The sequence below is a fragment of the Virgisporangium ochraceum genome (assembly GCF_016863655.1).
Classification (GTDB): Bacteria; Actinomycetota; Actinomycetes; order Mycobacteriales; family Micromonosporaceae; genus Virgisporangium; species Virgisporangium ochraceum.
Genome location: NZ_BOPH01000083.1, coordinates 131,395 through 154,109, shown reverse-complemented (window position 1 = coordinate 154,109; position 22,715 = coordinate 131,395). Strand labels below are relative to the sequence as shown.

Genomic DNA, 22,715 nt, shown 5'->3' with positions numbered 1-22,715 from the left:
AGCGATCAACAGACGCCCGGACCCTCGCGAAGACAGAGCGTCCGAACGCACGGTGACACACCACGACTGCGTACGAGTCAGCGACTCAGGACACTAGGTGCTGGCCCGGACGACCAGGGTCACGGGGAAGTGCTGGCGGTGACCGGGAGGGGGGTCGCCGGCCAGCAGGAGGCGGGTGGCGGCGGCGGCCATGTCCTCCACCGGTAGGCGCATCGTGGTCAGGGGCGGGTTGGCGCACACCGCGGCGATGCTGTCGTCGAAACCGACGATGCTCACGTCGTCGGGGACGCGCCGTCCGGTGGCAGTGATGGCCTGCACGGCACCGGCGGCGGTCAGGTCGCACGCGACGAACATGGCGTCGAGGTCCGGGTGCCGGTCGAGCAGGTCGCGGGCGGCCCGGTAGCCGCCCTCGCGGTCGAAGCCGCCGTCGGCGCTCAGGTCGGGGAGACCCAGCGTGCGGATGGCACGCCGGTGTCCGGTGCGGCGGTCGATGGCGCACGGGTTGGTGGCGGGGCCGTGGATCGCGGCGATGCGGCGGCGGCCGCGCTCGTACAGGTGGGTGACCGCGGCGACGGCGCCGCCGACGTTGTCGGCCTCCATGCCGGGAACGGACGGCGCGGTGCGCACCAGCGACACCGTGCGCCGGCACCGGCGGTGCAGCCGCGCGGCCAGGGCCGGGGTGATGTCGGCCAGCACGACACCCAGGCCGGCGTGGTCGGCGATCTCGTCGATGGCGTGTTCGACCGGGTCGGAGTCGCCCAGTTGCAGCCGCACCTGGGCGCCGAAGCCCTCCACGACCGGCAGGATGCCGGCCAGGACGCGGCTGAAGTACGGGTGCGTGCCGAGCCAGCCGATCCCCTGGTTGTAGGTCACCGCGACGACGTCGATCGTGCGGGGCCGGCCCGACGCCAGCGCCCGCGCCGACTCGTTCGGCTGGTACCGCAGGTCGGCGACGGCCGCGCTGACCCGGGCCCGCAGCGGCTCCGAGGCGCCGGGCGCGTTGTTGATGACGCGGGACGCGGTGGCGCGCGAGACGCCCGCCGCCCGCGCGACATCCTCGATCGTGGGCCGCTCCCTGCTCATCCGACCCGCACCCCCCTCCCAGGCTCCGAGCCGCCGCAGCGCCGTGAACCGTAGCGCCGAGAGCGCTCTCAGCGAAAGCGTCCCAGCTCCGCCAGGACCGCGGCGACCTCCAGGGCGGCACCCCGGTCGTAGGCCGCGTCGAACGTGCCGGCGGGCAGCATCGGGCGCACGACCCGGTCGCGGATCACGGCGTAGTGGATGAAGTTCGCGGTGTCGTGGAACAGGCCGCCGCCGCAGGCGCCGAGCAGTTCGGCGGCGCGCTCCGGGTCGTCGCGGCAGGCCGCCGCGTACGCCAGGGCCAGGACGCAGTCCGCGTCGGCGTTCCGGCCCTCGGACTCGGCGCGGTGCCGGGCCCGGGCCAGGTGCGGCAGGTACCCGGAGCCGGCGGCCACGTGCGCCAGGGCGTAGCAGAACAGCATGACCCAGTTCTCGCGCAGCCCGCTGCCGTGGATGTTCTCGGCCTGCCGGTCCATCCACCGCAGCAGCGCCGGCCCGTCGCGGTCGACGAGCGCGTCGACCCACGCGGCCCAGATGCAGATGTACCGGTCGTACCCGTCGGTCACGGGGGTCAGCAGGTCGACGAGTTCCGCGCTCACGCGGTCCCGCTGCCCCGACACCTGGAGCACGACGGCGCGGAACGCCCGCGCGAGCCGGTGCAGGTCGGGTTCGCCGGCCTCGTGCGCGCGCCCGGCGGCGGCGGTCAGGCCCGCCACGGCCCGGTCCGGCTGGCTGAACTGCGACAGCGACCGGTAGACGGTCGCGATCACCGCGGCGGCCGGATCGTCGACGGCGGGCGCGAGCGCCTCGGCGGCCGCGGCGGCGTCGGCCATCAGGCGCGGGTCGCCGGAGCCGAGTCCGAGGTCGGCCTCGACGATGTGCAGCCACAGGCGGTCGCGCGGGGCGAGGTCGCGGCCGCGCAGGTCGGCCACCCACCGCAGGCCCTCGGCGTACGAGACGGCGTTGCGCCACACCGTGCTCAGCCCGACAAGGAGGTCGACCGCGTCGGCGAACCGGTGCCGCGCCAGGCTCTCGTCGAACGCGAGCCGCACGTTGTCGAGGTCGTCGCGGGTGCGGGCGGCCAGCGTGGCCGACAGCCAGGCGTGCGCGCGGGGCAGGGCGGCCGTCCGCGCGACGACGTGGCGGCGCACGCGTTCGGTGGTGTCGGCGCGCCGGCCGGCGTCGAGGCGCTGCCAGGCGAACAGCCGGATCGTCTCCAGCAGCCGGTAGCGGCCCTCGTGGACAACGAGGCTCTTGGCCACCAGGTCGGCGAGGAGCGTGACGGCGTCGTCGTGGAGCGCCTCCACCGCGGCCAGGTCGAAGCCCGCCGGGAACACACCCAGGCGTTCGAACAGGTCCCGCGACGTCGGCGACAGCAGGTCGTAGCTCCACTCGATGGTGCGGGCGAGCGTGGCGTGCCGCCCGCCGGCCCGCGGCCGGCCGCCGACCAGGATTCCCAGCCGGTCGTCGAGCCGGCCCAGCAGATCGTCGAGCGTGAGGTGACGCAGCTGCGCGGCGGCCAGCTCGATCGCCAGCGGCAGCCCGTCGAGCCGCAGACACAGGTCGACCACCGCGGGGTCGGTGGCGGTGATCGACCGTCCCGTGGCGGCCGCGGCCCGCTGGACGAACAGCGTCGCGGCATCGGCACCGAGCGACCCGAGGGCGTGGACCGCCTCGCCGTCGACCCCGAACGGCTCCCGGCTGGTGACCAGGATGCGCAGCCCGGCGACGCCGTCGAGGAGCGCGTCGACGACGGTGGCGGACTCGTCGAGCAGGTGCTCGCAGTTGTCGAGCACGAGCAGCAGCCGCCGCGAACCCAGTGCTCCCACCAGCGCCGCCAGGTCGCCGGCGCCCTCGACGCCGGTGGCCTCGGCGACCGCCCGCACCACGTCGGTGCCGTCGCGGGCCGGCGCCAGTGCCACGAACGCCACCTCGGTGCCGGCCCGACGGGCCACCTCCAGGGCCAGCGTCGACTTGCCCGCACCGCCCGGTCCGGTGATGGTGACGACGCGGTGCTTCCCGAGGAGGCCGTCGAGCGCGTCGAGGTCGCAGACGCGGCCGACCAGCGGGGCGCGGGGCGGCGGAAGCGAACCGGTCGGCTGCCACCGCGGGGAGAAGGCGGTCTCGACCGCCCCGACGAACCGGTACCCGCGCCCGCGTTCGGTGCGGATCATCGCCTGGGCGGCACCGTCGTCGCCGATCGCGGCGCGGGCCGACTTCACCCGCGAGGCCAGCGCCGAGTCGGTGACGAACTGGTTGCCCCACACCGCGTCGAGGAGCTCGGCCCTCGGGATCATGCGGTCGCGGTGGGCGACCAGGTAGGTGAGCACGTCGAACACCTGCGGTTCCAGGTGCACCCGCGCCCCGTCGACGGTCAGTTCGCGCGCGCCGGCGTCGAGCCGGCAGGCCCCGAACGCGTAGACCGTCATGCCGCAGGCTACTCCATGACGAACCCCACCACGTGCGCGACGACGTCGGGGTCGGCGAGCAGCCGCCGGTGGCCGAGGCCGTCGGTGGTGCGCATCCGGGCGCCGGGCCAGGCCGCGTACACGTCGGTGCCATCGGTGACCGGGATCGACCGGTCGCCCCGGTCGTGGACCACCAGCGCCGGCGGCAGCGCCACCGCGCGGGCCAGCGCGGGGACGTCGAAGTGGTGCAGCGGCGCACCGATGCGGCGCTCGACGCGGCGGACGAGCCGCCGGTGGGTCCGCTCGCCGCAGCCGAGCAGCGCGGCGAACCGGCGGGCGTACCCGGCGGCGCTGGCCATCGGCGCGAGCAGGGCCACCCGCCGGGCGGGCAGTCCGTCGGCCAGCGCCGCCACCACCGCCGTGGCACCCAGCGAGTGCGCGACCAGCGCGTCCGGGGTCCCGAACTGGCCGACGACCGCGGTGAGCGCCGCGACGAACTCCGGCAACGACGAGGCCCGCGGCCCGAACGCGCCGGCCGCCGACGTGCCGTGGCTGGGCGCGTCGAACGCCACCACGCGGCGGCCGCGGGCGACCAGCGGTGCCACGAACGCGTGCAGATCCTCGCGGCGACCGGCCCAGCCGTGCACGAGGAGGACGGTCGGGCCGCCGCGTCCCCACACCGCCCCGCGCACGGCGCGGCCGTCGAGCGTGACCTGGAAGAGGCGCCCGCCCGCCGGTCTCTTCGGCGCGGCCCGGGCGGGTAGCCGGAACCAGATGCGCTCGGCCCAGCGGGCGCCGGCCCAGGGGGCGACGTGCTCCAGGACCCGGAAGGCGGCCCGCACCGGCGTGGGCGCGGTGTGGAAGCGGACGACGGTGGCGGTGCGTTCGGTCGTAACGGTCATGTGGACACTGTCCGTTCCCGGGGCGCCGGCTGCTTGGACGCGGGATGGAGGGTGGATGGAGACGCGCGTCGACGGGGGCTCCGTCGAGTCAGCCGCCGGCTCGGAGGACCTCGCCGAGCAGCCGCCGGCGGCGGAGGGCCGCCTCGACGGGAACGACGACGGCCACGGCCGCGAGCAGGGCCACCGCGACGACGCCGAGGCCCCACCACGGGACCACCAGCGGCGGGTCGTCGGTCTGCCCGGTCAGTACGAGCAGGGACAGGGGACCGAACGTCGCCGCCGCGAGGAGCAGCCCGAGCAGGGGACCGCCCACGGCGGCCACGACCACCGGGGGCAGCAGTTCGCCGGCCGCCACCCGGCGGGTGTCGCGTTGGCGCAGGCCCAGGGTGCGCAGGCGGCTGAGGGTCTGCCAGCGCTCCGGTGCGCCGGCGGCCGCGCCCAGGCACAGGGCCAGCAGGCCCAGGGTCAGCAGGACGGCCGCCGTCACCAGCGCCAGCCGCAGCAGGCCGGCGGTCAGCGGAGCGGTGCGGCGGTCGTGGGCGACAGCCGCGCGCGAGACCACGTCGGCGGCGGTGCCGGCGGCGTCCTCGGCGCGGGCCGCCGCATCGGCGCCGGGCCCCCGCAGCCACACGGTGTCCGGCACCATGTCCACGCCGGCGGCGGCCAGGGCGGCGGCGTCGACGATGACGACGTCGGGAACGTCGCCGACGTACGGGGCGGTGCCCACCGCGCGCAGCGGCACCGGGTCGGCGCCGTCGCGGGGGAGTTCGAGCCGCATGCCCGTGCGGAGGGTCCCGTCGCCGGAGCGGACCAGGGCCGGCACCTCGCCGCCGGTGCCGGACGCGAGCCGGGACAGCTGCGGTGCGTCGGGCAGCGGGGTCGACGCCAGCAGGCGCTGGAACGCGGCGGCGTCGACGACCACGAGGCGCGGCGTGGCCAGCGTCTCGCCGGTCAGGACGCGGGCGCCGTCGGTGACCTGGGCGGGCACCACCTGCCGCACGCCCGGCGCGGCCGTGAGGCGGCGTACCAGGTCCACCGTGGACACCTGGGCGGCGGGGTCGGCGCTGAGGTCCAGGCGGGCGTCGGCGCCCACGGTCCGCCAGGCGCCGTCGGCCACGCCGCGGTCGGCGGTCGCGTCGAGGGTCAGCGCGAACGCGGCCAGCGCGGCCGCCGACACCATCGCCAGCACCGGCAGCGCGCGTCCGGCCGTCGCGGCCGCCCGCGCCGTGCCGACAAGCGCGAGGGGACCGCGTGAGCGCAGCGCCCGGCGCAGCGCGAGCCCCAGCGTGGCGGGCAGCAGCCGCAGCAGGACGAGCGCGCCCGCGATCACCCCGAGGGCGGGCGCACTGGCCGGCAGCGCGGCACCACCCCCGGAGAAGGACCCGTCGGCGGGGGGCAGGATCCCGCGTTGGTGCAGCGCGACGACGGCGGTGGCCGCGGCCACGGCGACGGCGATCTCGACAGCGGCCCGGCGCAGGTCGGCCGTGTGCCGCAGGAAGCGCCGCGCCGACCGGTTCGCCGGCGCCCGCCGGTCGCTGGTGGCCCGGGCCGCGGCGAGCGTGCCGAACCCCGGACCGGCGAACGCCGCCGCGACCACCACCGGCAGCGCCCACCACCACGACACCCCCGGCGTCACCGCGCGGGCCACGGCCACGCCCACCCCGGCGGCGAGCACCGCCAGGAGCACCGACTCGACGAGCAGTTCGGCACCGAGGTCGGGCAGGCCCGCGCCGCGCTGACGGGCGGTGGTCAGGGCCCGGGCGCGGCGGCGCACCAGCAGGTCGGCGGCGAGCAGCAGCACCAGCACCGCACCGGCGAGCACCGCGACCAGCAGCACCGACGCCTGCGCCGACGCCGCGTCGACCCGGGCCCGCACCGCGCGCAGCTCGACGTCGAGCCGCGACTCCCACTTGAGGACGTCGTCGCGGGCGGCCGAGGAGCCCGACCGCACCTTCAGCGCCACGACCGACTCGGCGACCGCCTCACCTCTGTCGACGGTCAGCACGTCCGGCCGGGGCGCGAACCGGACGGTGCGGACCAGCTCGTCGGACTCGAACGCGAGCCGGGCGTCGGGCAGCGAGTCGGGGGAGAGCAGACCGCCCAGCCGGGTGGTACCGATGCCGTCGGAGCCGCTGACCGGGTGCACCAGCCACGGCGCCAGCCGCCACCCGGGGTCGTCGTCGGGCCGGAAGACGCCGCTGATCACCACGTTCATGACCCGCTTGCGCTCGTCGACGAGCGGGATGCGGTCGCCGGGGCGCACGGCGAGCGCGGTGGCGTCCACTTCGGACAGTCCGATGTGGACGGACCAGGGTGGGCCGTCGTACGGCGAGGTGGCCTCGCGGGCGACGCTGGGACCCGGCGGGCCGCCGGCGACCCAGGTGACCCGGCCGGCGCTGAACGGCCCGCGGTCGTCGGCCAGGTAGGTGAGCTGGAACGTGCGCAGCACGCTGCCGTCGGTGACCCGCAGGGACGGCGAGGTGACGATCGCCGACGGGGGACCGAGTGCCGCCCGCAGCCCCGGATCGAGGGCGCTGGAGGCGCGGCGGCGGAACGCGTCGACGTCCTCGGCGAGGTCGGGCGTGCGGTCCCGGCCGCCGCCGGGAGCGTCGTCGGGGAGCCAGCCGGCGTGGACGAGGACGTCGGCGCTGTCGCCGGCCCGGGCGATGGCCTCGCGGACGGCGTCGTCGGCGGTGGTGCGCAGCAGCGGCGGAGCCGCCGTCGACAGCAACGTGACCACGGCGACGACGACCGCGGCGAGCAGGAGGGGACCGGCGTCGGCCCGGGCCCGGCCGCGCACCGACGGCCAGTGCAACCGGGGAAACCAGTGCAACCGGGGAAACCAGCGCGCCGGGCTCACGCCGTCACCCGCAGGTCCGCCGCGTCGGCGCGGCGGGACTGCAGCGTCGCCACGACCGTCACCGCCACCGCGCAGCCGGCCAGCAGCACCGCGAACAGCACGGCCTCGCGGCCCCAGGGCCAGTGCGGCAGGACGACCGGTACCGGTTCGGCGCCCGTGTCGGACCGGATCATGTGGGGAGCCACCAGCCAGGTGGCCAGCGCACCGACGAACGCGCCGGCCAGCAACGGCGGCAGCAGCACCGCGGCGTGCTGGCCGAGCAGCACCGCGCGGATCTCGCGCCGCGACACGCCCAGCCCGCGCAGGCGCGCCACCTCCACCGCCCGGGCGCGCAGGTCGAACGTCACGTGCAGGGCGATGCCGGCGAACAGGAGCAGTGCCGCGGCCGGCACCAGCAGGCGCAGCGCCGCCGGCAGGCCGGCCCGTGGCGGGCTGCCGGTGAGCCGGGCCGTCTCGCCGGCACGGGTGGTGACGGCGCCGAGGTGCAGGCCGGCGAGCCGCTCGGGGGCGTCGGCGCGCGGGTTGCCGACCCACCAGGCGTCCATGGGGAACGTCGGGTCGCCGCCGCGGATGACGGCGCGGGAGAGCAGGTCGACGTCGGCGAGGATCGCCGACGCGCCCGGTGCGCCCGGCACCGACGGCACCACCGCGGTGATCAGGGCCGTGACCGAGGTCGTGCCGACGGTGAGCGAGACCCGGGAACCGGTGCCCACCTTCAGCTCGGCCGCGAACCGCTCGGAGACCGCCACCGGAACCGATCCCGGGTCCTCGAACGCGGTGGCGACCAGGGTCCGCGGGCTGTCGTAGACGCCGTAGAACTGGGCGTCGGCGGTGAGCGTCAGGGCGGTGGGCGTCGCGGCGACGGCCGGGTTGGACAGCCGGCCGGGCTCCGGGGGAGCGGAGAACGCGTGCCAGGGACCGGAGCCGCCGGGCATCGTGAGGGTCACGGCGACGGCGGCCGGGGACGGCTCGACCTCCGTCGACGTCATCGACAGGAACACCGCGACCAGTCGCCCCGCGCAGCCGGGCAGCGGGTGCGGGCGGCCGTCGAGGGGGAACGGGTCGCCGGTGCACGAGGTGCGCAGGCCGGTGCCGTCCTGCACCAGCAGGCGCGGGGACACCAGCACCGGACCGGTGCCGGTCGAGGTGCCGGAGATGCTCAGGCCGGCCGGCACCGGCGCTCCCACCACGGGCGCCACCGGCACCAGACCCGCGCTCACGTGCGTCCACTCCGATCCCTTGCCCGAACGGCCGCGCAGCAACGACGCGGCCCGGCCGGTGTCGAGCGCGACCAGGCGCGGCGCCGCGCCGCCGCCGCCGACCCATTGCCCGACGGCGATGCCGCGGTCGACCGCGGGGCTGACGGTGCCGCCGGTGGCCGCGGAGACCGCTTCGCCGTCGCCGGATGCGGGCGGGGCGGCGACGCGCAGCGCGAGATCGGTGCCGACCGACAGATCGGCCTGGTCGTGCTGCGAGCGCTGCCAGGTGGCGTCGAATGCGGTGCCGAACGTGCCGGCGGCGCACGCGAGGCTGATCAGCAGCCCGGCGGCGACCGCGTGCGGCCGCCGGGCCGCCTCGAACGCGGCCAGCGGCCACGCGAGGCCGCGCGAACGTCGCGCCATCCGGTCGGCGGCCTTCAGCACCGGGACCGCGACGCGCAGCGCCAGCGCGGCACCGGCGGTGAGCAGCAGCGCCGGCGCGGCGACCCGGACCACGTCGGCGCGGGTGCCGGAGCCCGACGGCTGGGTGGCGAGCTGCCAGTACCCCACCACCGCGAACGCGAGCAGCAGCAGGTCGGCGCCGGAGCGGGCGAACCGGCGCTGCGACGCCGGCACCACGAGCACCGCCGCGAGCCCGGCCGCGCCCGCGACCACCGCGAGCACCTGCCACCCGGTGACGCGCGGCGACGCCGCCAGCCCGGCGTCGACCAGCGGTGGCAGGTGCGTCAGCCACGCGTGGACCGCCGCCGACGCCGGCACCGCGACCGCGGCGGCGAGACCCGCCAGCACCAGCGCCTCGACGCCCGCCGCCGCGGCGAACTGCCCCCGGCTGATCCCCAGCGCCGACAACAGGTCGGACTCGGTCGAGCGCACCCCCGCGGTGAGCCGGCCGGCGAGCGCCAACGCCGTCGCCGTGAGCACCGCGCCGACCACGGCGACCGCGAGCACCGCAGCGACGGTGACCTGCTGCTGCTCGCGCGCCTGCCGCAGCGTCGCCGGCAGGAACGACTCGACCCGCTGGATCCGCACCCGGTCGCCGAGCGTGCGGTCGAGCCGCCGGTCGGCGCCGGTGATGCTCGTGGTGACCGCGTCGAGGTCGGCGCGGTCGGCGCGGCTGAGGTCGGGCCGGGCGGTGACCTCCAGCCGCTCGATCGTGGACGCGCCGGCGAGCAGGTCCTCGATGGTGACGAGGAACGGGCCGTAGGCGTGCACCGGCTGCATGCTGCGGCCGTCCTGGAACGCGAAGTCGTAGCCGGCGCCGCCGAGCGGGTCACGGTCCCAGCCGGTGCCGCCGAGCGGACGGGCGACGCCGACCACGGTGACCGCGACCGCCGCCGCCGGATCCTGCCGCAGCTCGGCGCCGAGGCCGACCCGGTCGCCGGGCTTCAGGCCGAGCACGCGCGCGGTGGACTCGAGGATCACGGCCTCACCGGGCGCGCCCGGCCACCGCCCGTCGACGAGCTGGGCGCGGGCGGGCAGGTCCTCGACCGCGGCGAGGTAGGTCTCGGCGGCCGACCCGTTGCCCTCCGGCGCCGACGGCAGCGACCGGATCGCCGACGACGCGCGGGCGACCGTCGTCGACGCGAACGGGCTCAGGGTCTGCGTGAGGAGTGCGCGGGTGTCGGCCGCGACCGAGCGGGCGTCGGCGCCCTTCATGTCGACGGTGAACGCGGTGACCCTGGTGTCGTCGGGATCGGCGCGGGCGGCGACGACCTCCAGCGCGCGCTCGCCGGTGCGGGTCACCAGGAGCGCGCAGGTGCCGAGCAGGGTGGCGCCGATCGCGACCACGGCGAGCAGGGCGGCCAGCAGCGGCCACTGTGCCCGGGCGCGGCGGCCGACGAACCTGATCACGCGCGGCCACCCGCGTCGGCGCCGCCGACCCGGCCGTCGCTGATGGTCAGAACGGTGTCGGCGAGGGCCATCATCACGGGGTCGTGCGTGGAGACGAGGACCGTGATCCCCTCGGACTCCACGACCCCCCGTAGGAGCGCCATCACCGACAGGCCGGTCTCCGCGTCGAGCTGGCCGGTGGGCTCGTCGGCGATCAGCAGCCGCGGCGACGCGGCCAGCGCGCGGGCGATCGCCACCCGCTGCTGCTGGCCGCCGGACAGCTGGTCGGGCCGCTGGCGCGCGTGGTCGGCGAGCCCGACGAGGTCGAGCAGCGTCGCGACCCGTTTCTCCCGCTCCTGGGGATCGGCGCGGGCCAGCCGCAGCGGCACCCCGACGTTCTCGGCCGCCGACAGCACCGGGATCAGCCCGAACGTCTGGAACACGTACGCGACCTTGTCCCGCCGCAGCCGCGACAGCCCGTCGTCGTCGAGCGCGGTGACCTCGGTGCCGTCGACGAGCACCGACCCGGTGTCGGGCCGGTCGAGGCCGCCGACGACGTTGAGCAGCGTCGTCTTGCCGGAGCCGGAGCGACCGACGAGCGCGGTCATGCTCCCGCGTTCGACCCCGAAGCTGACATCGGTGAGCGCTTTCACGGCGCCGAAGCTCCGGCTGACGCCGGTTACCTGGAGGATCACGCGTCCGGCCTGATCTCTACCCGGTCGGCCTCCAGCGTGAGGCGCACCCGGCGGGTCAGCGCAAGCGCCTCCCGGTAGTCGCGTGGCACCTGGACCCGTCCGGCGCGGTCCATCACCGCGTACTCCTCCGCGATCACGTGCGTGTCGCCGTTCTCGGCGGTGGCGGTGCGGCGCAGCACCTCGCTGCTGGTGCGCCCGTCGCGGATCGCGACGGTCCGCTCGACCTGGCCGCTCACCGCGGGATCGTGGGTCACGACCACGACGGTGACCCCGAACTCGCGGTTCACGGTGCGCAGCGCGCCGAACACCTGCTCCGACGTGGCGGTGTCGAGCTCGCCGGTGGGCTCGTCGGCGAGCAGCACGCGCGGCCCGTTGGCCATCGCGGTCGCGATGGCCACCCGCATCTGCTCACCGCCGGACAGTTGCGCCGGTCGCCGGTCGGCCTTGTCGGCGATGCCGAGCGCTGTCAGCAGCTCGGTCACCCTTTTGTGGGACTCTTTCTTGGACGGAGTGCGCGCGGCCGTCATCGGCAGGTCGACCATCTGCCGGGCGGTGAGGTACGGGACGAGGTTGCTGGCGGTCTGCTGACGCACGAACCCGACGGTGTGCCGCCGGTAGTGGACCCGGTCGCGGCGCGACATCGACAGCAGGTTCCACCGGTCGACCCGGGCCCGCCCGGCGGTGGGCGCGTCGATGCCGGCGAGGATCGACAGCAGCGTCGACTTCCCGGATCCCGACGCGCCCACGACCGCGATCATCTCGCCACGGTCGACCACGAGGTCGAGCCCCTGCAGCGCCTGCACCTCGACCGAGCCCGACTGGTAGATCCGCACCAGGCTCTCGCAGACGATCAAGGGTTCGGACATGCGGCGATCTTAAGGTCGGACGGCGGCCGCGCGCAGCGCACCCAGCTCCACCGAGGACGGCCAGACCCGCGTGTGGTAGCGCGGGGGCGACCACCCGGGCTCCCGCTCGATACCGGTGACCCGGACGACCGTGTCCCACGGCACGAGGCTGGTCCTCCGGGCTCCGTCGACGACCGCCACGTACTCGGTCTCGGGGAGCAACGTGTCGACGGTGTGGCCCCACACCGAGATCGAGTACACGCTGCCGTCGTCGCGCTGGCCCATCGAGTACGGCGCGAGGACGGCGTCCCTGTGGTTCTCCCGCTGTGCCGCGTACTCGGCGGACGCGAGGAGAACCTCCGACCGGTGCAGGGCGGCGTGCAGCGGGTCGCCGTCGGGCACGGTGTAGGGGACGACCCGGCCCTCGCCGTCGACGGTGTACGCCTGCGGCGAGATCGTCTGGGCCGACTCGAGGTACTCCTTCTCGGCCAGCTCGAGCAGTCCGGCGACGGCGTCGGGCCCGTCACCGACGACCGTGAGCGTCGACCCGTCGGCGATGAACGCGACGGGACGCGCGCCGAGCGTCCGCCCGAGGCCGGCCAGCCATCCGTCGAGCACGAGGTGCGCGGTGTCGGGCACGCGCAGGATTCCGCGCTCGTCGAGCGTGACCGGGGTGGGCTGCGGGTCGTGCCCGGCCCGGTCGTGCCGCGCGCGGTCTGGCCCGGCCGGGTCGTGCCCGGCCCGGTCGGGCCGGGCACGGTCGGCGAGGTTGCGGCGGGCGCGGTCGAACAGGGCCGCCGGGTCGACGCCCCACCGGGCCGGGTCGTCGGCGAGCACGTACCGCGTGCTGCCGGGGTGGTCGACGACCACCAGTTCGTCGACGAACGGCAGGAACGCGCGGGCGAGGTGCCGCCCGGTCCGGTGCACGGGGCCGAGCACCGGACGCAGGCGCGGCGCGACGAACTCCCAGTCGGTCACCGTGGCGGCCGAGCCGACCTGGGCGGCCGCGAACCGCTGGATCCGGCGCGTCAGCTCGCGGACCGGGACGGTGCCCCAGTTCAGGAACGCGCCGGAGAGGTCGGCCACCTTCGGCGTGCCGTCCGGAAGCGTGAACCGCAGCCGGAATTCGCTGTCGTCGTAGTCGATCCTGCTCCCCCCGGCCACGCGCACCGCGATGGCCACCCGGCGTGCGAACCGGTCTCTCGTCGGATCCCCCATGGGCGAGGAACGTACCGGATCATTGCCGTCGGTAGCTGACCCTCCGACCCTTCAACGGTTGTACCTCGCGGGAGTTCCCGTGCGGGAACAGCCGGCGGTAGGCGACCGTCCCGGCCGCCGCCACGGCCTGTGCGTGCTGGAGGACCAGCCACGACACCGGTTCGCTGTACGGCGCGGTGGTCAGCGATCCCTGGTACCGGAACGTCGACAGGTTCCGGGGCAGCGACGCGGCGAGGTCGACGGTGACCGGGCGGACCTCGCCGCACTCCTCGGGGAGGTGGCGCGGCACCTGTTCGCGGTGGCCGCCGGGCACCAGGAACAGGCCCAGGACCAGCGTCTCGCCGGCCGGTCCGCGGTGCACGAAGTGCTGCTCGACCGAGTAGTGGCGGCCGTCGAGCGTGTGCTCCGACGGCGTATGGAAGTGGTACTGCAGAAGCTCGTAGCGGGTGGTGCCGAGCCGCACGTGCGCGACGCCGGCCGGCACGTCGGCCTGGACGACCTCCTCCTCGCCCCGCTCGGTGCAGACGCCGTCGCGGCTGACGTAGCGCAGGGTCAGGTCGGCGGAGTGCGGGTACCCGATCCGCAGCGCCGGCAGGCCGGGTGCGGGAACCGCGTCCCGCGACCGGATGGCGATCGGGCTCTGGAAGGGCGGCTGGGGCGCGGATCCGGCCTGTGCGGCCGCGGGAATCGCCGTTCCGACGGTGGCCGCCGCAGGAACGCCGAAGACGAACGCGCGCCTGGAGATGCTCATTCGGACACTCCCATCGTTAGATTCGTTGATTGTGGTGGAACGCGGTGACGTGGAGGCGGACCTCATGCCCGACTCTGGGGTGGGAACTGGGGTCGGCGGCGCCCCTGTCGACGGCTGTACGGGCGGCCTCGCGGGCGGCGCTGCTGGCGGCCTTTCGGGTGGCTCTGGCGGCGGCCTTGGCGGTGGCCTCGCCGGTGGCTGTACCGGCGGCCTTGCGGGCGGGCGGTCGTGGTGACGGGCGACGTGGCCGGGAACGCGGCCGGGAACGCGGCCGGGAACGCGGCCGGGAACGTGGCCGGGAACGCGGCCGGGAACGCGGCCGGGCACCGGGCGGCGGTGGCGGGTGTGGCGGCCGGGCATCCGGCGACGGCGCGGGTGGGTCTGTCGGTGCTCGCCGCCGGTGGCTCCGCCGCCGACGCGGCGGTGGCGGCCGTGCTGGCCAGTTGCGTGGCCGAGAGCGTGTTCACCGGCATCACCGGTGGCGGCTTCGCCACCTACTACGACGCGGCGACGGGTGAGGTCACCGTCCTCGACTTCTGCTGCGCGATCCCCGGCCTCGACGCCGACGTGACGGGCACGTCGATGATGCCCATCGACGTCATGTTCGGGACGGTGCCGGTCGAGTACTCGATCGGCGGCGCCAGCGTGGCGGTGCCGGGCGTGCCGGCCGGGTGCGGCGAGGTGCACCGGCGCTGGGGTCGGCTGCCGTGGCACGAGGTCGTGGCGCCGGCGATCGACCTCGCGCGTGACGGGGTGGCGCTGCCGGTGCAGCAGGCCCGCACGCTGGCGAACCTCGCGCAGGCACTGGCGTACGGCGCCGGCTCGGCGATCTACGTCCGCGACGGCCGGCTCCTGGCCGGTGGCGACCTGCTGTTCCATCCGGGGCTCGACGAGGCGTTGACGATCCTGGCGTCGGAAGGGCCGTCGACGTTCTACACCGGTCACGTGGCCGACCTGATGGTCCGGGCCGCCCGGGAGGACGGCGGGTCCCTGGGTCCGCGGGACCTCGCCGGGTACCGGGTGCTGCCGTCGCCGGTGGGGCACGCCGGGCTGCACGGTCACCGGGTCTTCGCCCGGCGGGACGACCTCGGCGAGATCGTCGCCACGATCGACGGGCTGCCCGACGACCTGGCCGCGCTCGGACCGGCCGACCGGACGGTGACGCTCGCCCGCGCGCTCGCCGGGTACGGGCCGCAGACGATCGGCAACACGACGAACGTGACCGTGGTCGACGCGCGGGCGAACGCGTGCGTGGTCACCACGACGCTCGGGATCGGGTCGGGTGTGTGGCTGCCCGGCCTCGGCGTCCACCTGAACTCGATGCTCGGCGAGGGCGAGCTGATCACCCCGGGCCTGGCGCCGGGCGCGCACATGGTGTCGAACATGTGCCCGCTGGTCGTCCTCGACGCCGACGGGCACCTGACCCTGGCGGCCGGGTCGGCCGGCGCGTCGCGGATCCGCAGCGCGCTCGTGCAGACCCTGGTGAACGTGCTCCTCGACGGCGACGACCCGGACACCGCCGTCGGCCGGCCGCGCCTGCACCCGGTCGGGCCCGTGGTGCACGTCGAGCCGGGGCACTCGGAGGAGCAGTTGTCGGCGCTGGCGTCGGCAGGCTTCCAGGTCTCCGGGTGGGCCGACCGCGACCACTACTTCGGCGGGGTCACCGCGGTGGGGGAGTCCGGCGCCGCCGGAGATCCGCGGCGCGGCGGCGCCGGTGTGACGCTCTGATCGGCGCCTGCGATCAGCGCTTCTCGATCAACGTGCCGACACGCTGGTCGACGGTGCCGGAATCTCCCGCGGTGGTGACGACTCCGCGGCGCAGAACCCCAGGAAGAACCCGGCGACGAGACAACAGAGAACGATCTTGATCAGGGCCGAGAAGTCGGCCAGGACCATCATGCTGAACCTCCGATGGCACGCTCACGCATCGGAGACCTGACCGGGAGGGGAGCCTGCGCCCTGGCTCATGTACATCCCGACGAAGGGGACGTATACTCCGCAGAAATCAGTCCACCGAGGCTGGTTGGTGTGTGTGGGTCGTGCCGGCCGTGTCCAGCGATCGCGGCACGTTCCCGTCATGCAGTGTCGCTAGCGCCCGCTTCTCGTGATTCCAGTTCACGGGAGCGGGCGTTTTCGTTGACCCCAGGAAGGCGCTCGTCTGGCACCACCTCGACTCCTGTTGGGATATCGATTCAGTAAATCCCTGATTCTGAGTTTGACAGAATGGGATTCCCAGAGGAACCTCTTGCACCGAGTCGTCTTGCAGATGGCACATCCCACTCAGCGAGGTCCAGGACTATGACGGGCAAAACGGGCCCGATCGTTCCGCGCCGCAAGCTGGCGGAGGAGCTGAAGCGCCTCCGTCTGGCCCAGGGGCGCACCCTCGAACAGGTCGCCGCGACGACGTTGATCTCCACGTCGAAGCTGTCGCGCCTGGAGAACGCCCAGGGCAGCCCCCAGGCCCGCGACGTCCGCGACCTCATCCAGGAGTACGGCGTCGACCGCAACGACGCCGACCGCCTCATGCGTCTGGTGAGCGCCGCCCGCCGGCAGGGCTGGTGGAGCGACTACTCGTTCCGGACCGAGGGCTTCACCGCCGACCTCGACGTGCACGTCGCGTACGAGTCCGAGGCCTCGATCGCGCGCATCTACACCATCCCCTTCTTCCCCGCGCTGCTGCAGATCGAGCCCTACGTACGGGCGCAGTACAGGACGATGGAGCCGTGGCGCAGCGGCGAGGAGGTCGAGCAGCTGGTGCAGCTGCGCGAGCGTCGCCGCAGCCTGCTCGACCCGAGCGACGAGCGGCCGGCGCTCGACCTGGTCGTGGTGTGCCACGAGTCGGCGCTGCACCAGGTCGTCGGCACCCCGGAGATCCTCCAGGACCAGCTGCGGGCGATCGACGCGGCCTTCGACCGTCCCAACGTGAACATGCGGATCCTGCCGTTCACCGCGTCCCCGCCGTTCACCTGCACCTGCAGCTACACCTACTGGGAGTTCGGCGACTCCCTGGACAGCGACGTCGTGCACATCGAGACCCACGCCGGCTACCGCCTGCTCGAGTCCGACGAGAGCCTCTCGCAGTACCGGCGGTACTTCGACGAACTGCTCCGCCGGTCGTTGACACCTGAAGACTCCCGGGCCCGGGTCCGCTCGGCCATCCGCGACAGTTGACGGCCGCAGGCCGCGAAGGGACAACCGTGACGACCACCGAGGTGCTCCCGCGTGTCAGCGCGCGGCCGTTGTCCGCCGTCTGGGAGAGCCTGGCGAAGAACGACTTCGCGCTGGTCACCGACGCGCGGCTCGGGCTGCCGGCGGAGCTGCGCCCGTACATGGCCCGGCGGTTCTTCAGCGACGGGGTGCTCGAGGCCGACCACCCCGGTGTGCACAAGGACCGGGAGCGCGCCCGCGACGTCGTCCGGTACCACTGGTCGGGCGACCGCCTGACGCTGCGCGAGCACGACGAGACCGAGATCCGCAACCGCAGCGGGTTCATGGGTACCCGCACGGTCAACCGCGTCACGCTGCTGACCTACCCGCTGATGGACCTGTGGATCCGGACGGTGCTGTCGGCCGTCCCGCCGTACCTGCGGCAGGAGCGGGGCACGTTCGGCATCAACTTCTTCCGTACCCGCACCACCGTGGTGGCCGGTCCGCACCAGGACGACGAGGAGTTCGTCGTCATCTACGTGGTCGACAAGGTCGGCGGCGGCGCCGAGAGCACCCTGCACCGGTTCAACGACCCCGACGAGGTCGTGTTCCGCCGGACCCTCGAACCGGGCGACCTGCTGATCTTCCGCGACCAGGCGTTCCTGCACAGCGCGTCCCCGCTCGTCGCCGCCGGTACCACCGGCGCCCGCCGCGACGCGGTCGTCTGCACCGTGGACTACCACGACACGTATCCTCTGGCGTGACCACCGCGACGGGCGCCCTGTTCGGACTCGCGTACGGAGACGCGCTGGGGAAACCGACGGAGTTCCTCAGCGTCCCGGAGATCCACCGCCGGTACGGACCCGGCGGCCCCCGCGACCTCACCGGCGAGCCGGCGCTGGTCACCGACGACACGCAGATGACGATCGCGGTCGGCCGGGCCCTGTTCGACGCGGACGCACCGACGCCCGGGGTGCTGGAACCGTTGCTGCGGGCCAGGTTCGTGGAGTGGGCCGCCAGCCCGGAGAACAACCGCGCGCCCGGCATGACGTGCCTGCGCGCCTGCGGCGGTCTGGCCGAGGGCCTGCCGTGGGTGCGGGCGACCGTGGCCGGCTCGAAGGGGTGCGGCGCGAACATGCGGGTCGCGCCGGTCGGGCTGGTCGGCAGCTACGACCTCGACACGCTCGCGGGCGTCGCGCAGCTGCAGGCCGCGCTGACCCATGGCCATCCGACGGCGCTGGCGGCCAGCGACCTCACCGCCTACGCCGTCCGGCTCCTGCGTGACGGCGCCGCGCCCGCCGACCTGCCCGCCGCCCTGCGCGAGCGCTGCCACGACCAGCGCACCACCTACCGCGGTGACTGGCTGGCCGGCCTCTGGCAGCAGCCCGCCGTCGACTCGCCGGTCGCGTTCATCAGCCGCGGGTGGGACGAGTGCCTCGACGTCCTCGACCGCCTCGACGTCGCGTTGGGCATCACCGACGACGGGGGAGACGCGTGCCGGGTCACCGGTGAGGGCTGGGTCGCCGAGGAGGCGATGGCGACGGCGCTGCTGTGCGCGGTGCGGCACGCCGACGACCCGGTGACCGCGCTCGCCCGGGCCGCAACCACCTCCGGCGACTCCGACTCGATCGCGTGCCTCGCGGGCGCGTTCCTCGGCGCGGCACACGGGATGACGGCGTGGCCGCTGGAGTGGCTCGACCGCATCGAGTACGCGGCCGAGCTCGCCACGCTCGGCCGGGCCTGGGATTTTCCCGCGGGTGCGACCTTGGAGGCGCGGGCGTAGCCTCGGTCGGAGGACACGGTGCGTGCGATCGCCCTCGAATGCGACGTCGCTACGCCACATCCACCGCCGCCTTCCTACGTACACGCGGCCCGCGACGATCGCGTGCCGCACGCGGCCCTCGACGATCGTGCGCGTCACCGGAGTTCCCCCGGAAGGAGCGCAGCACATGTCCGGAAACAAGGCCGTCGCCTACATGGGTCCCGGCAAGGTCGAGGTCCGGTCCACCGAGTACCCGACGTTCGAGCTGAAGGACGGGCCGGGCGTCAACCCGGCGAACGTGGGACGCAAGACGCCGCACGCGGTCATCCTCAAGAGCGTCGCCACCAACATCTGCGGCAGCGACCAGCACATGGTCCGCGGCCGCACCACCGCGCCGGAGGGCCTCGTGCTCGGGCACGAGATCACCGGCGAGGTCGTCGAGACCGGGCCGGACGTCGAGTACATCAAGGTCGGCGACCTGTGCTCGGTCCCCTTCAACATCTCCTGCGGACGCTGCCGCAACTGCAAGGAGGGCAAGACCGGCGTGTGCCTGAACGTCAACCCCGACCGGCCCGGCTCGGCGTACGGGTACGTCGACATGGGCGGCTGGGTCGGCGGGCAGGCCGAGTACGTGATGGTCCCGTACGCCGACTGGAACCTGTTGAGGTTCCCCGACCGGGACCGCGCCATGGCGAAGATCCTCGACCTCGCCATGCTGTCCGACATCTTCCCGACCGGCTACCACGGCTGCGTCACCGCGGGCGTCACCACCGGGTCGACGGTCTACATCGCCGGCGCCGGACCGGTCGGGCTCGCTGCCGCGACATCGGCGTTCCTGCTCGGCGCCGCGGTGGTGATCGTCGGCGACCTGAACGAGCAGCGGCTGGCGCAGGCCCGCAGCTTCGGCTGCGAGACGGTCGACGTCTCGAAGGGCGACCCGTCGCAGCAGATCGAACAGATTCTCGGCACGCCCGAGGTCGACTGCGGCGTCGACGCGGTCGGGTTCGAGGCACGCGGTCACGGAGCGGAGGCCACCAAGGAGGCACCCGCCACCGTGCTGAACTCGCTGATGGACATCGTGCGCGCGGGCGGCGCGCTCGGCGTCCCCGGCCTGTACGTCACCGGTGACCCCGGCGCTTGGGACGACGCGGCCAAGGTGGGCTCGCTGTCGATCCGGCTCGGGCTCGGGTGGGCCAAGTCGCACGCGTTCTACACCGGCCAGTGCCCGGTGATGCGGTACCACCGTCAGCTGATGATGGCGATCCTGCACGACCGGGTCTCGATCGCGAAGAACGTCAACGCGACGCCGATCCCGCTGGACCAGGCACCACGCGGCTACCAGGAGTTCGACGAGGGGGCCGCGCGCAAGTACGTGCTCGACCCGCACGGCATGATCAGGGTCTGATCATGCGGCCGCGCGCCGTGCGGCCAAGATCTCGACGCGAGGAAGAAACCTGTAGCAGGCCTACAGGTTTCTTCCTCGGATGGCGATCATGGGCGCCGGACCCCGCCGGCTCTTACGCGTTCTCGATGAGGTGGCCCACCAGTTCGGGCCGCTGGCTCGGGGCGCCCGAGCCGTCGCGCCGCGGATCCACCTCGGGCAGGTCGACGGGTTCGCCGGACCGCTTCGACGCGACCGGACGGGGGCCCACCCACGCCACCTCGAGCTTCACCTCGCCGCGCAGGAACCGCTGCGACCGCACCCCGCCCGTGGCCCGCCCCTTCGCCGGGTAGGCCGCGAACGGCGTCACCTTGACCCCGTTGCCCGTGGACGTGACCACCATGGGCGCGCCGTGCTGCGGATCGTCGGTGGCGACCGCGCCGAAGAACACCACCTCGGCGTCGGCGGCGAGGCTGATCCCCGCCATGCCGCCGCCCTTGAGACCCTGCGGCCGCACCAGCTTGGCCGGGAACCGCAGCAGCGACGCGTCGGACGACACGAACACCAGCGCCTGGCTCGCGTCGGTGAGCCAGGTGCCGCCGACCACCTGGTCCCCTTCTCTCAGGCCGATCACCTCGAACTCGTCGGACCGCACCGGCCAGTCGGGCGCCACGATCTTCACGACGCCCTGCCGGGTGCCGAGCGCCAGCCCGGGGGAGTCGGTCTCACCGAGCGGGGCCAGCGCCACCACGGTCTCGCCCGGGTGCAGCGGCACCAACTCGGCCGCCGACATGCCACCGCGCAACGACACCGTGCCGACCCGCTGCGGCAGCACCGGCAGCGACAACACGTCGGTCTTGAACGCCCGACCGGCGCTCGTGACCAGCAGCACCTGCGCCCGCGCGGTCGTGTGCACCATCGACCGCACGGCGTCGTGCCGGTCGCGGCCGCTGCGCCGGCGCCCCTCGACCGCCTCCTCCGACTCGGCCGCGGTGCGCGCCACCAGCCCGGACGCCGACAGGATCACCTGGCACGGGTCGTCGGCCACCTCCAGCGGACCGGCCGGCACCGACGCCGCCAGCACCTCCTTGAGGTCGCCGTCGATCAGCGACGTGCGCCGCTCGGTCGAGAACTGCTTCGCCACCGCGGCCAGTTCGTCGGAGACGACCTTCCTGAGAACCTTCTCGTCGTCGAGGATCCGGGACAGCTCGGCGATCTCGTTCTCCAGCTTGGACTTCTCGGCCTCCAGCTCCAGCCGGTCGAACTTGGTCAACCGGCGCAGCGGCGTGTCGAGGATGTAGTTCGCCTGGATCTCCGACAGCTTGAACGTCTTCATCAGCCCTTCGCGGGCCGCCTGCGCGTTCTCGCTGTTGCGGATCAGCCGCACCACCTTGTCGATGTCGAGCAGCGCGATGAGCAGGCCCTCGACGAGGTGCAGCCGGTCCTGCCGCTTCTTCCTTCTGAACTCGCTGCGCCGTCGGACGACCTCGTACCGGTGGGCGAGGAAGACCTCCAGGAGCGCCTTGAGGCCCAGGGTCTGCGGCTGCCCGTCGACGAGCACGAGGTTGTTGATGCCGAAGGACTGCTCCAGCGGCGTCAGGCGGTACAGGTCGGCGAGAAGGGCCTGCGGGTTGACGCCGACCTTGCACTCGATGACCAGCCGGATCCCGTTCTCCCGGTCGGTCAGGTCCTTCACGTCGGCGATGCCCGTCAGCCGCTTCGTGCGGTTCACCTCGTCGGTGATCTTCTCGATCACCTTCTCGGCGCCGATGCCGTACGGCAGCTCGGTCACCGTGATCGCCTGCCGTCCGCGCGAGCCTTCGAGCGGACCGGTCTCCGCGCGCGCCCGCATCCGGACGACGCCGCGACCGGTCTCGTACGCCCGGCGCACCTCGTCGAGCCCGAGGAGGCTGCCACCGGTGGGCAGGTCGGGCCCGGGCACGAACTCCATCAGCTTGTCGAGCGTCGCGTCGGGGTAGCGGATCAGCCAGCGCGCGGCCTGCACGACCTCGCCGAGGTTGTGCGGGATCATGTTGGTCGCCATGCCGACCGCGATGCCGGACGTGCCGTTGACCAGCAGGTTCGGGAACGCGGCGGGCAGTACGGTGGGCTCGCGGAGCGAGCCGTCGTAGTTCGGCTTGAAGTCGACCGCGTCCTCGTCGAGCTCGCCCACCAGGCGCATCGCCGCGGTCGACAGCCTCGACTCGGTGTAGCGCTCGGCGGCCGGTCCGTCGTCGGGGCTCCCGAAGTTGCCGTGACCGTCGATGAGCGGCACGTTCAGCGAGAAGTCCTGCGCCAGCCGCACCATCGCGTCGTAGATCGCGTCGTTGCCGTGCGGGTGGTACTTACCCATCACGTCACCGACGACGCGGGCCGACTTCACGTACGCCCGGTCGGGCCGGTAGCCCTGCTCGTACATCGACCACAGGATCCGCCGGTGCACCGGCTTGAGCCCGTCGCGCGCGTCGGGAAGGGCCCGCGCGTAGATGACCGAGAACGCGTACTCGAGGTACGACGTCTCGATCTCCGTCGTCAACGGGTTGTCGATGACGTTCGCACCCGCGCGGTCGAACGACGAGAGGTCGACCTTCGGTCCGGTGTTCTTCCGTGCCACTT

16 protein-coding genes are annotated in these 22,715 nt (G+C 74.3%); 5 read left to right on the top strand and 11 right to left on the bottom strand.

The annotated features are described in order from the left end of the window. Window positions 1–93: 93 nt before the first annotated feature. From Voc01_RS29500 to Voc01_RS29460, 9 genes are all read right to left on the bottom strand, one after another. Window positions 94–1,083, bottom strand: a complete 990-nt coding sequence (locus Voc01_RS29500) for a LacI family DNA-binding transcriptional regulator (protein WP_203930849.1) — start codon at window positions 1,081–1,083, stop codon at window positions 94–96. Between the two features lie 68 nt (window positions 1,084–1,151). After that, on the bottom strand, window positions 1,152–3,509 hold the full coding sequence (locus tag Voc01_RS29495; RefSeq protein WP_203930848.1) for an ATP-binding protein: 2,358 nt from the start codon (window positions 3,507–3,509) through the stop codon (window positions 1,152–1,154). 8 nt (window positions 3,510–3,517) lie between these two features. Beyond that, window positions 3,518–4,390, bottom strand: coding sequence for an alpha/beta fold hydrolase (locus Voc01_RS29490; RefSeq protein WP_203930847.1), 873 nt, complete (start codon window positions 4,388–4,390; stop codon window positions 3,518–3,520). An 88-nt stretch (window positions 4,391–4,478) separates the two neighbouring features. Next, the gene (locus Voc01_RS29485) at window positions 4,479–7,250 is read right to left on the bottom strand and encodes an FtsX-like permease family protein (protein WP_239160567.1); all 2,772 of its coding nucleotides are present in this window, start codon (window positions 7,248–7,250) and stop codon (window positions 4,479–4,481) included. Further along, complete coding sequence (locus tag Voc01_RS29480; protein ID WP_203930846.1) at window positions 7,247–10,321, bottom strand: ABC transporter permease; 3,075 nt, start codon at window positions 10,319–10,321, stop codon at window positions 7,247–7,249. Before Voc01_RS29480 ends, Voc01_RS29485 begins: the two co-directional genes overlap by 4 nt. Then, complete coding sequence (locus tag Voc01_RS29475; RefSeq protein WP_373873884.1) at window positions 10,318–10,995, bottom strand: ABC transporter ATP-binding protein; 678 nt, start codon at window positions 10,993–10,995, stop codon at window positions 10,318–10,320. Before Voc01_RS29475 ends, Voc01_RS29480 begins: the two co-directional genes overlap by 4 nt. Continuing rightward, a complete protein-coding gene (locus Voc01_RS29470) occupies window positions 10,992–11,861 on the bottom strand; it encodes an ABC transporter ATP-binding protein (RefSeq protein WP_203930845.1) in 870 nt (289 codons plus the stop codon). The genes Voc01_RS29475 and Voc01_RS29470 overlap by 4 nt, the downstream gene beginning before the upstream one ends. A 9-nt stretch (window positions 11,862–11,870) precedes the next feature. Further along, window positions 11,871–13,058, bottom strand: a complete 1,188-nt coding sequence (locus Voc01_RS29465; RefSeq protein WP_203930844.1) for a hypothetical protein — start codon at window positions 13,056–13,058, stop codon at window positions 11,871–11,873. Window positions 13,059–13,077: 19 nt separating this feature from the next. Next, window positions 13,078–13,809, bottom strand: coding sequence for a carbonic anhydrase family protein (locus tag Voc01_RS29460; RefSeq protein ID WP_203930843.1), 732 nt, complete (start codon window positions 13,807–13,809; stop codon window positions 13,078–13,080). A 231-nt stretch (window positions 13,810–14,040) separates the two neighbouring features. On the opposite strand from Voc01_RS29460, the gene Voc01_RS29455 reads away from it, so the two are divergent. Then, window positions 14,041–15,537, top strand: coding sequence for a gamma-glutamyltransferase (locus tag Voc01_RS29455; RefSeq protein ID WP_239160566.1), 1,497 nt, complete (start codon window positions 14,041–14,043; stop codon window positions 15,535–15,537). Between the two features lie 27 nt (window positions 15,538–15,564). Here the strand turns inward: Voc01_RS29455 and Voc01_RS29450 are convergent, their stop codons facing one another. Beyond that, a complete protein-coding gene (locus Voc01_RS29450; protein WP_203930842.1) occupies window positions 15,565–15,708 on the bottom strand; it encodes a hypothetical protein in 144 nt (47 codons plus the stop codon). A gap of 399 nt (window positions 15,709–16,107) precedes the next feature. Between Voc01_RS29450 and Voc01_RS29445 the strand changes: the two genes are divergently transcribed. The 4 genes from Voc01_RS29445 to fdhA all read left to right on the top strand — a co-directional run bounded on the left by Voc01_RS29445 (window position 16,108) and on the right by fdhA (window position 20,123). Continuing rightward, entirely contained in the window at window positions 16,108–16,980 is an 873-nt protein-coding gene (locus Voc01_RS29445) for a helix-turn-helix domain-containing protein (protein WP_203930841.1), read from the top strand. Between the two features lie 26 nt (window positions 16,981–17,006). Next, window positions 17,007–17,720, top strand: a complete 714-nt coding sequence (locus Voc01_RS29440; protein WP_203930840.1) for a 2OG-Fe dioxygenase family protein — start codon at window positions 17,007–17,009, stop codon at window positions 17,718–17,720. Then, complete coding sequence (locus Voc01_RS29435; protein ID WP_239160565.1) at window positions 17,717–18,739, top strand: ADP-ribosylglycohydrolase family protein; 1,023 nt, start codon at window positions 17,717–17,719, stop codon at window positions 18,737–18,739. The genes Voc01_RS29440 and Voc01_RS29435 overlap by 4 nt, the downstream gene beginning before the upstream one ends. Before the next feature lie 166 nt (window positions 18,740–18,905). Next, window positions 18,906–20,123 (top strand): formaldehyde dehydrogenase, glutathione-independent, encoded by a 1,218-nt coding sequence (gene fdhA / locus Voc01_RS29430; RefSeq protein ID WP_203930839.1) that lies wholly within the window; start codon window positions 18,906–18,908, stop codon window positions 20,121–20,123. Between the two features lie 112 nt (window positions 20,124–20,235). Here the strand turns inward: fdhA and Voc01_RS29425 are convergent, their stop codons facing one another. Continuing rightward, window positions 20,236–22,713 (bottom strand): DNA gyrase/topoisomerase IV subunit A, encoded by a 2,478-nt coding sequence (locus Voc01_RS29425; RefSeq protein WP_203930838.1) that lies wholly within the window; start codon window positions 22,711–22,713, stop codon window positions 20,236–20,238. Between the last annotated feature and the right edge of the window lie 2 nt (window positions 22,714–22,715).

Excerpts from the sequence above, each read along its gene's own strand:
- Voc01_RS29460 (WP_203930843.1), bottom strand. The coding sequence starts at position 13,809 with ATGAGCATCTCCAGGCGCGCGTTCGTCTTCGGCGTTCCTGCGGCGGCC.
- Voc01_RS29490 (WP_203930847.1), bottom strand. The coding sequence starts at position 4,390 with ATGACCGTTACGACCGAACGCACCGCCACCGTCGTCCGCTTCCACACC.
- Voc01_RS29465 (WP_203930844.1), bottom strand. The coding sequence starts at position 13,058 with ATGGGGGATCCGACGAGAGACCGGTTCGCACGCCGGGTGGCCATCGCG.
- Voc01_RS29500 (WP_203930849.1), bottom strand. The coding sequence starts at position 1,083 with ATGAGCAGGGAGCGGCCCACGATCGAGGATGTCGCGCGGGCGGCGGGC.
- Voc01_RS29470 (WP_203930845.1), bottom strand. The coding sequence starts at position 11,861 with ATGTCCGAACCCTTGATCGTCTGCGAGAGCCTGGTGCGGATCTACCAG.
- fdhA (WP_203930839.1), top strand. The coding sequence starts at position 18,906 with ATGTCCGGAAACAAGGCCGTCGCCTACATGGGTCCCGGCAAGGTCGAG.
- Voc01_RS29450 (WP_203930842.1), bottom strand. The coding sequence starts at position 15,708 with ATGATGGTCCTGGCCGACTTCTCGGCCCTGATCAAGATCGTTCTCTGT.
- Voc01_RS29445 (WP_203930841.1), top strand. The coding sequence starts at position 16,108 with ATGACGGGCAAAACGGGCCCGATCGTTCCGCGCCGCAAGCTGGCGGAG.
- Voc01_RS29495 (WP_203930848.1), bottom strand. The coding sequence starts at position 3,509 with ATGACGGTCTACGCGTTCGGGGCCTGCCGGCTCGACGCCGGCGCGCGC.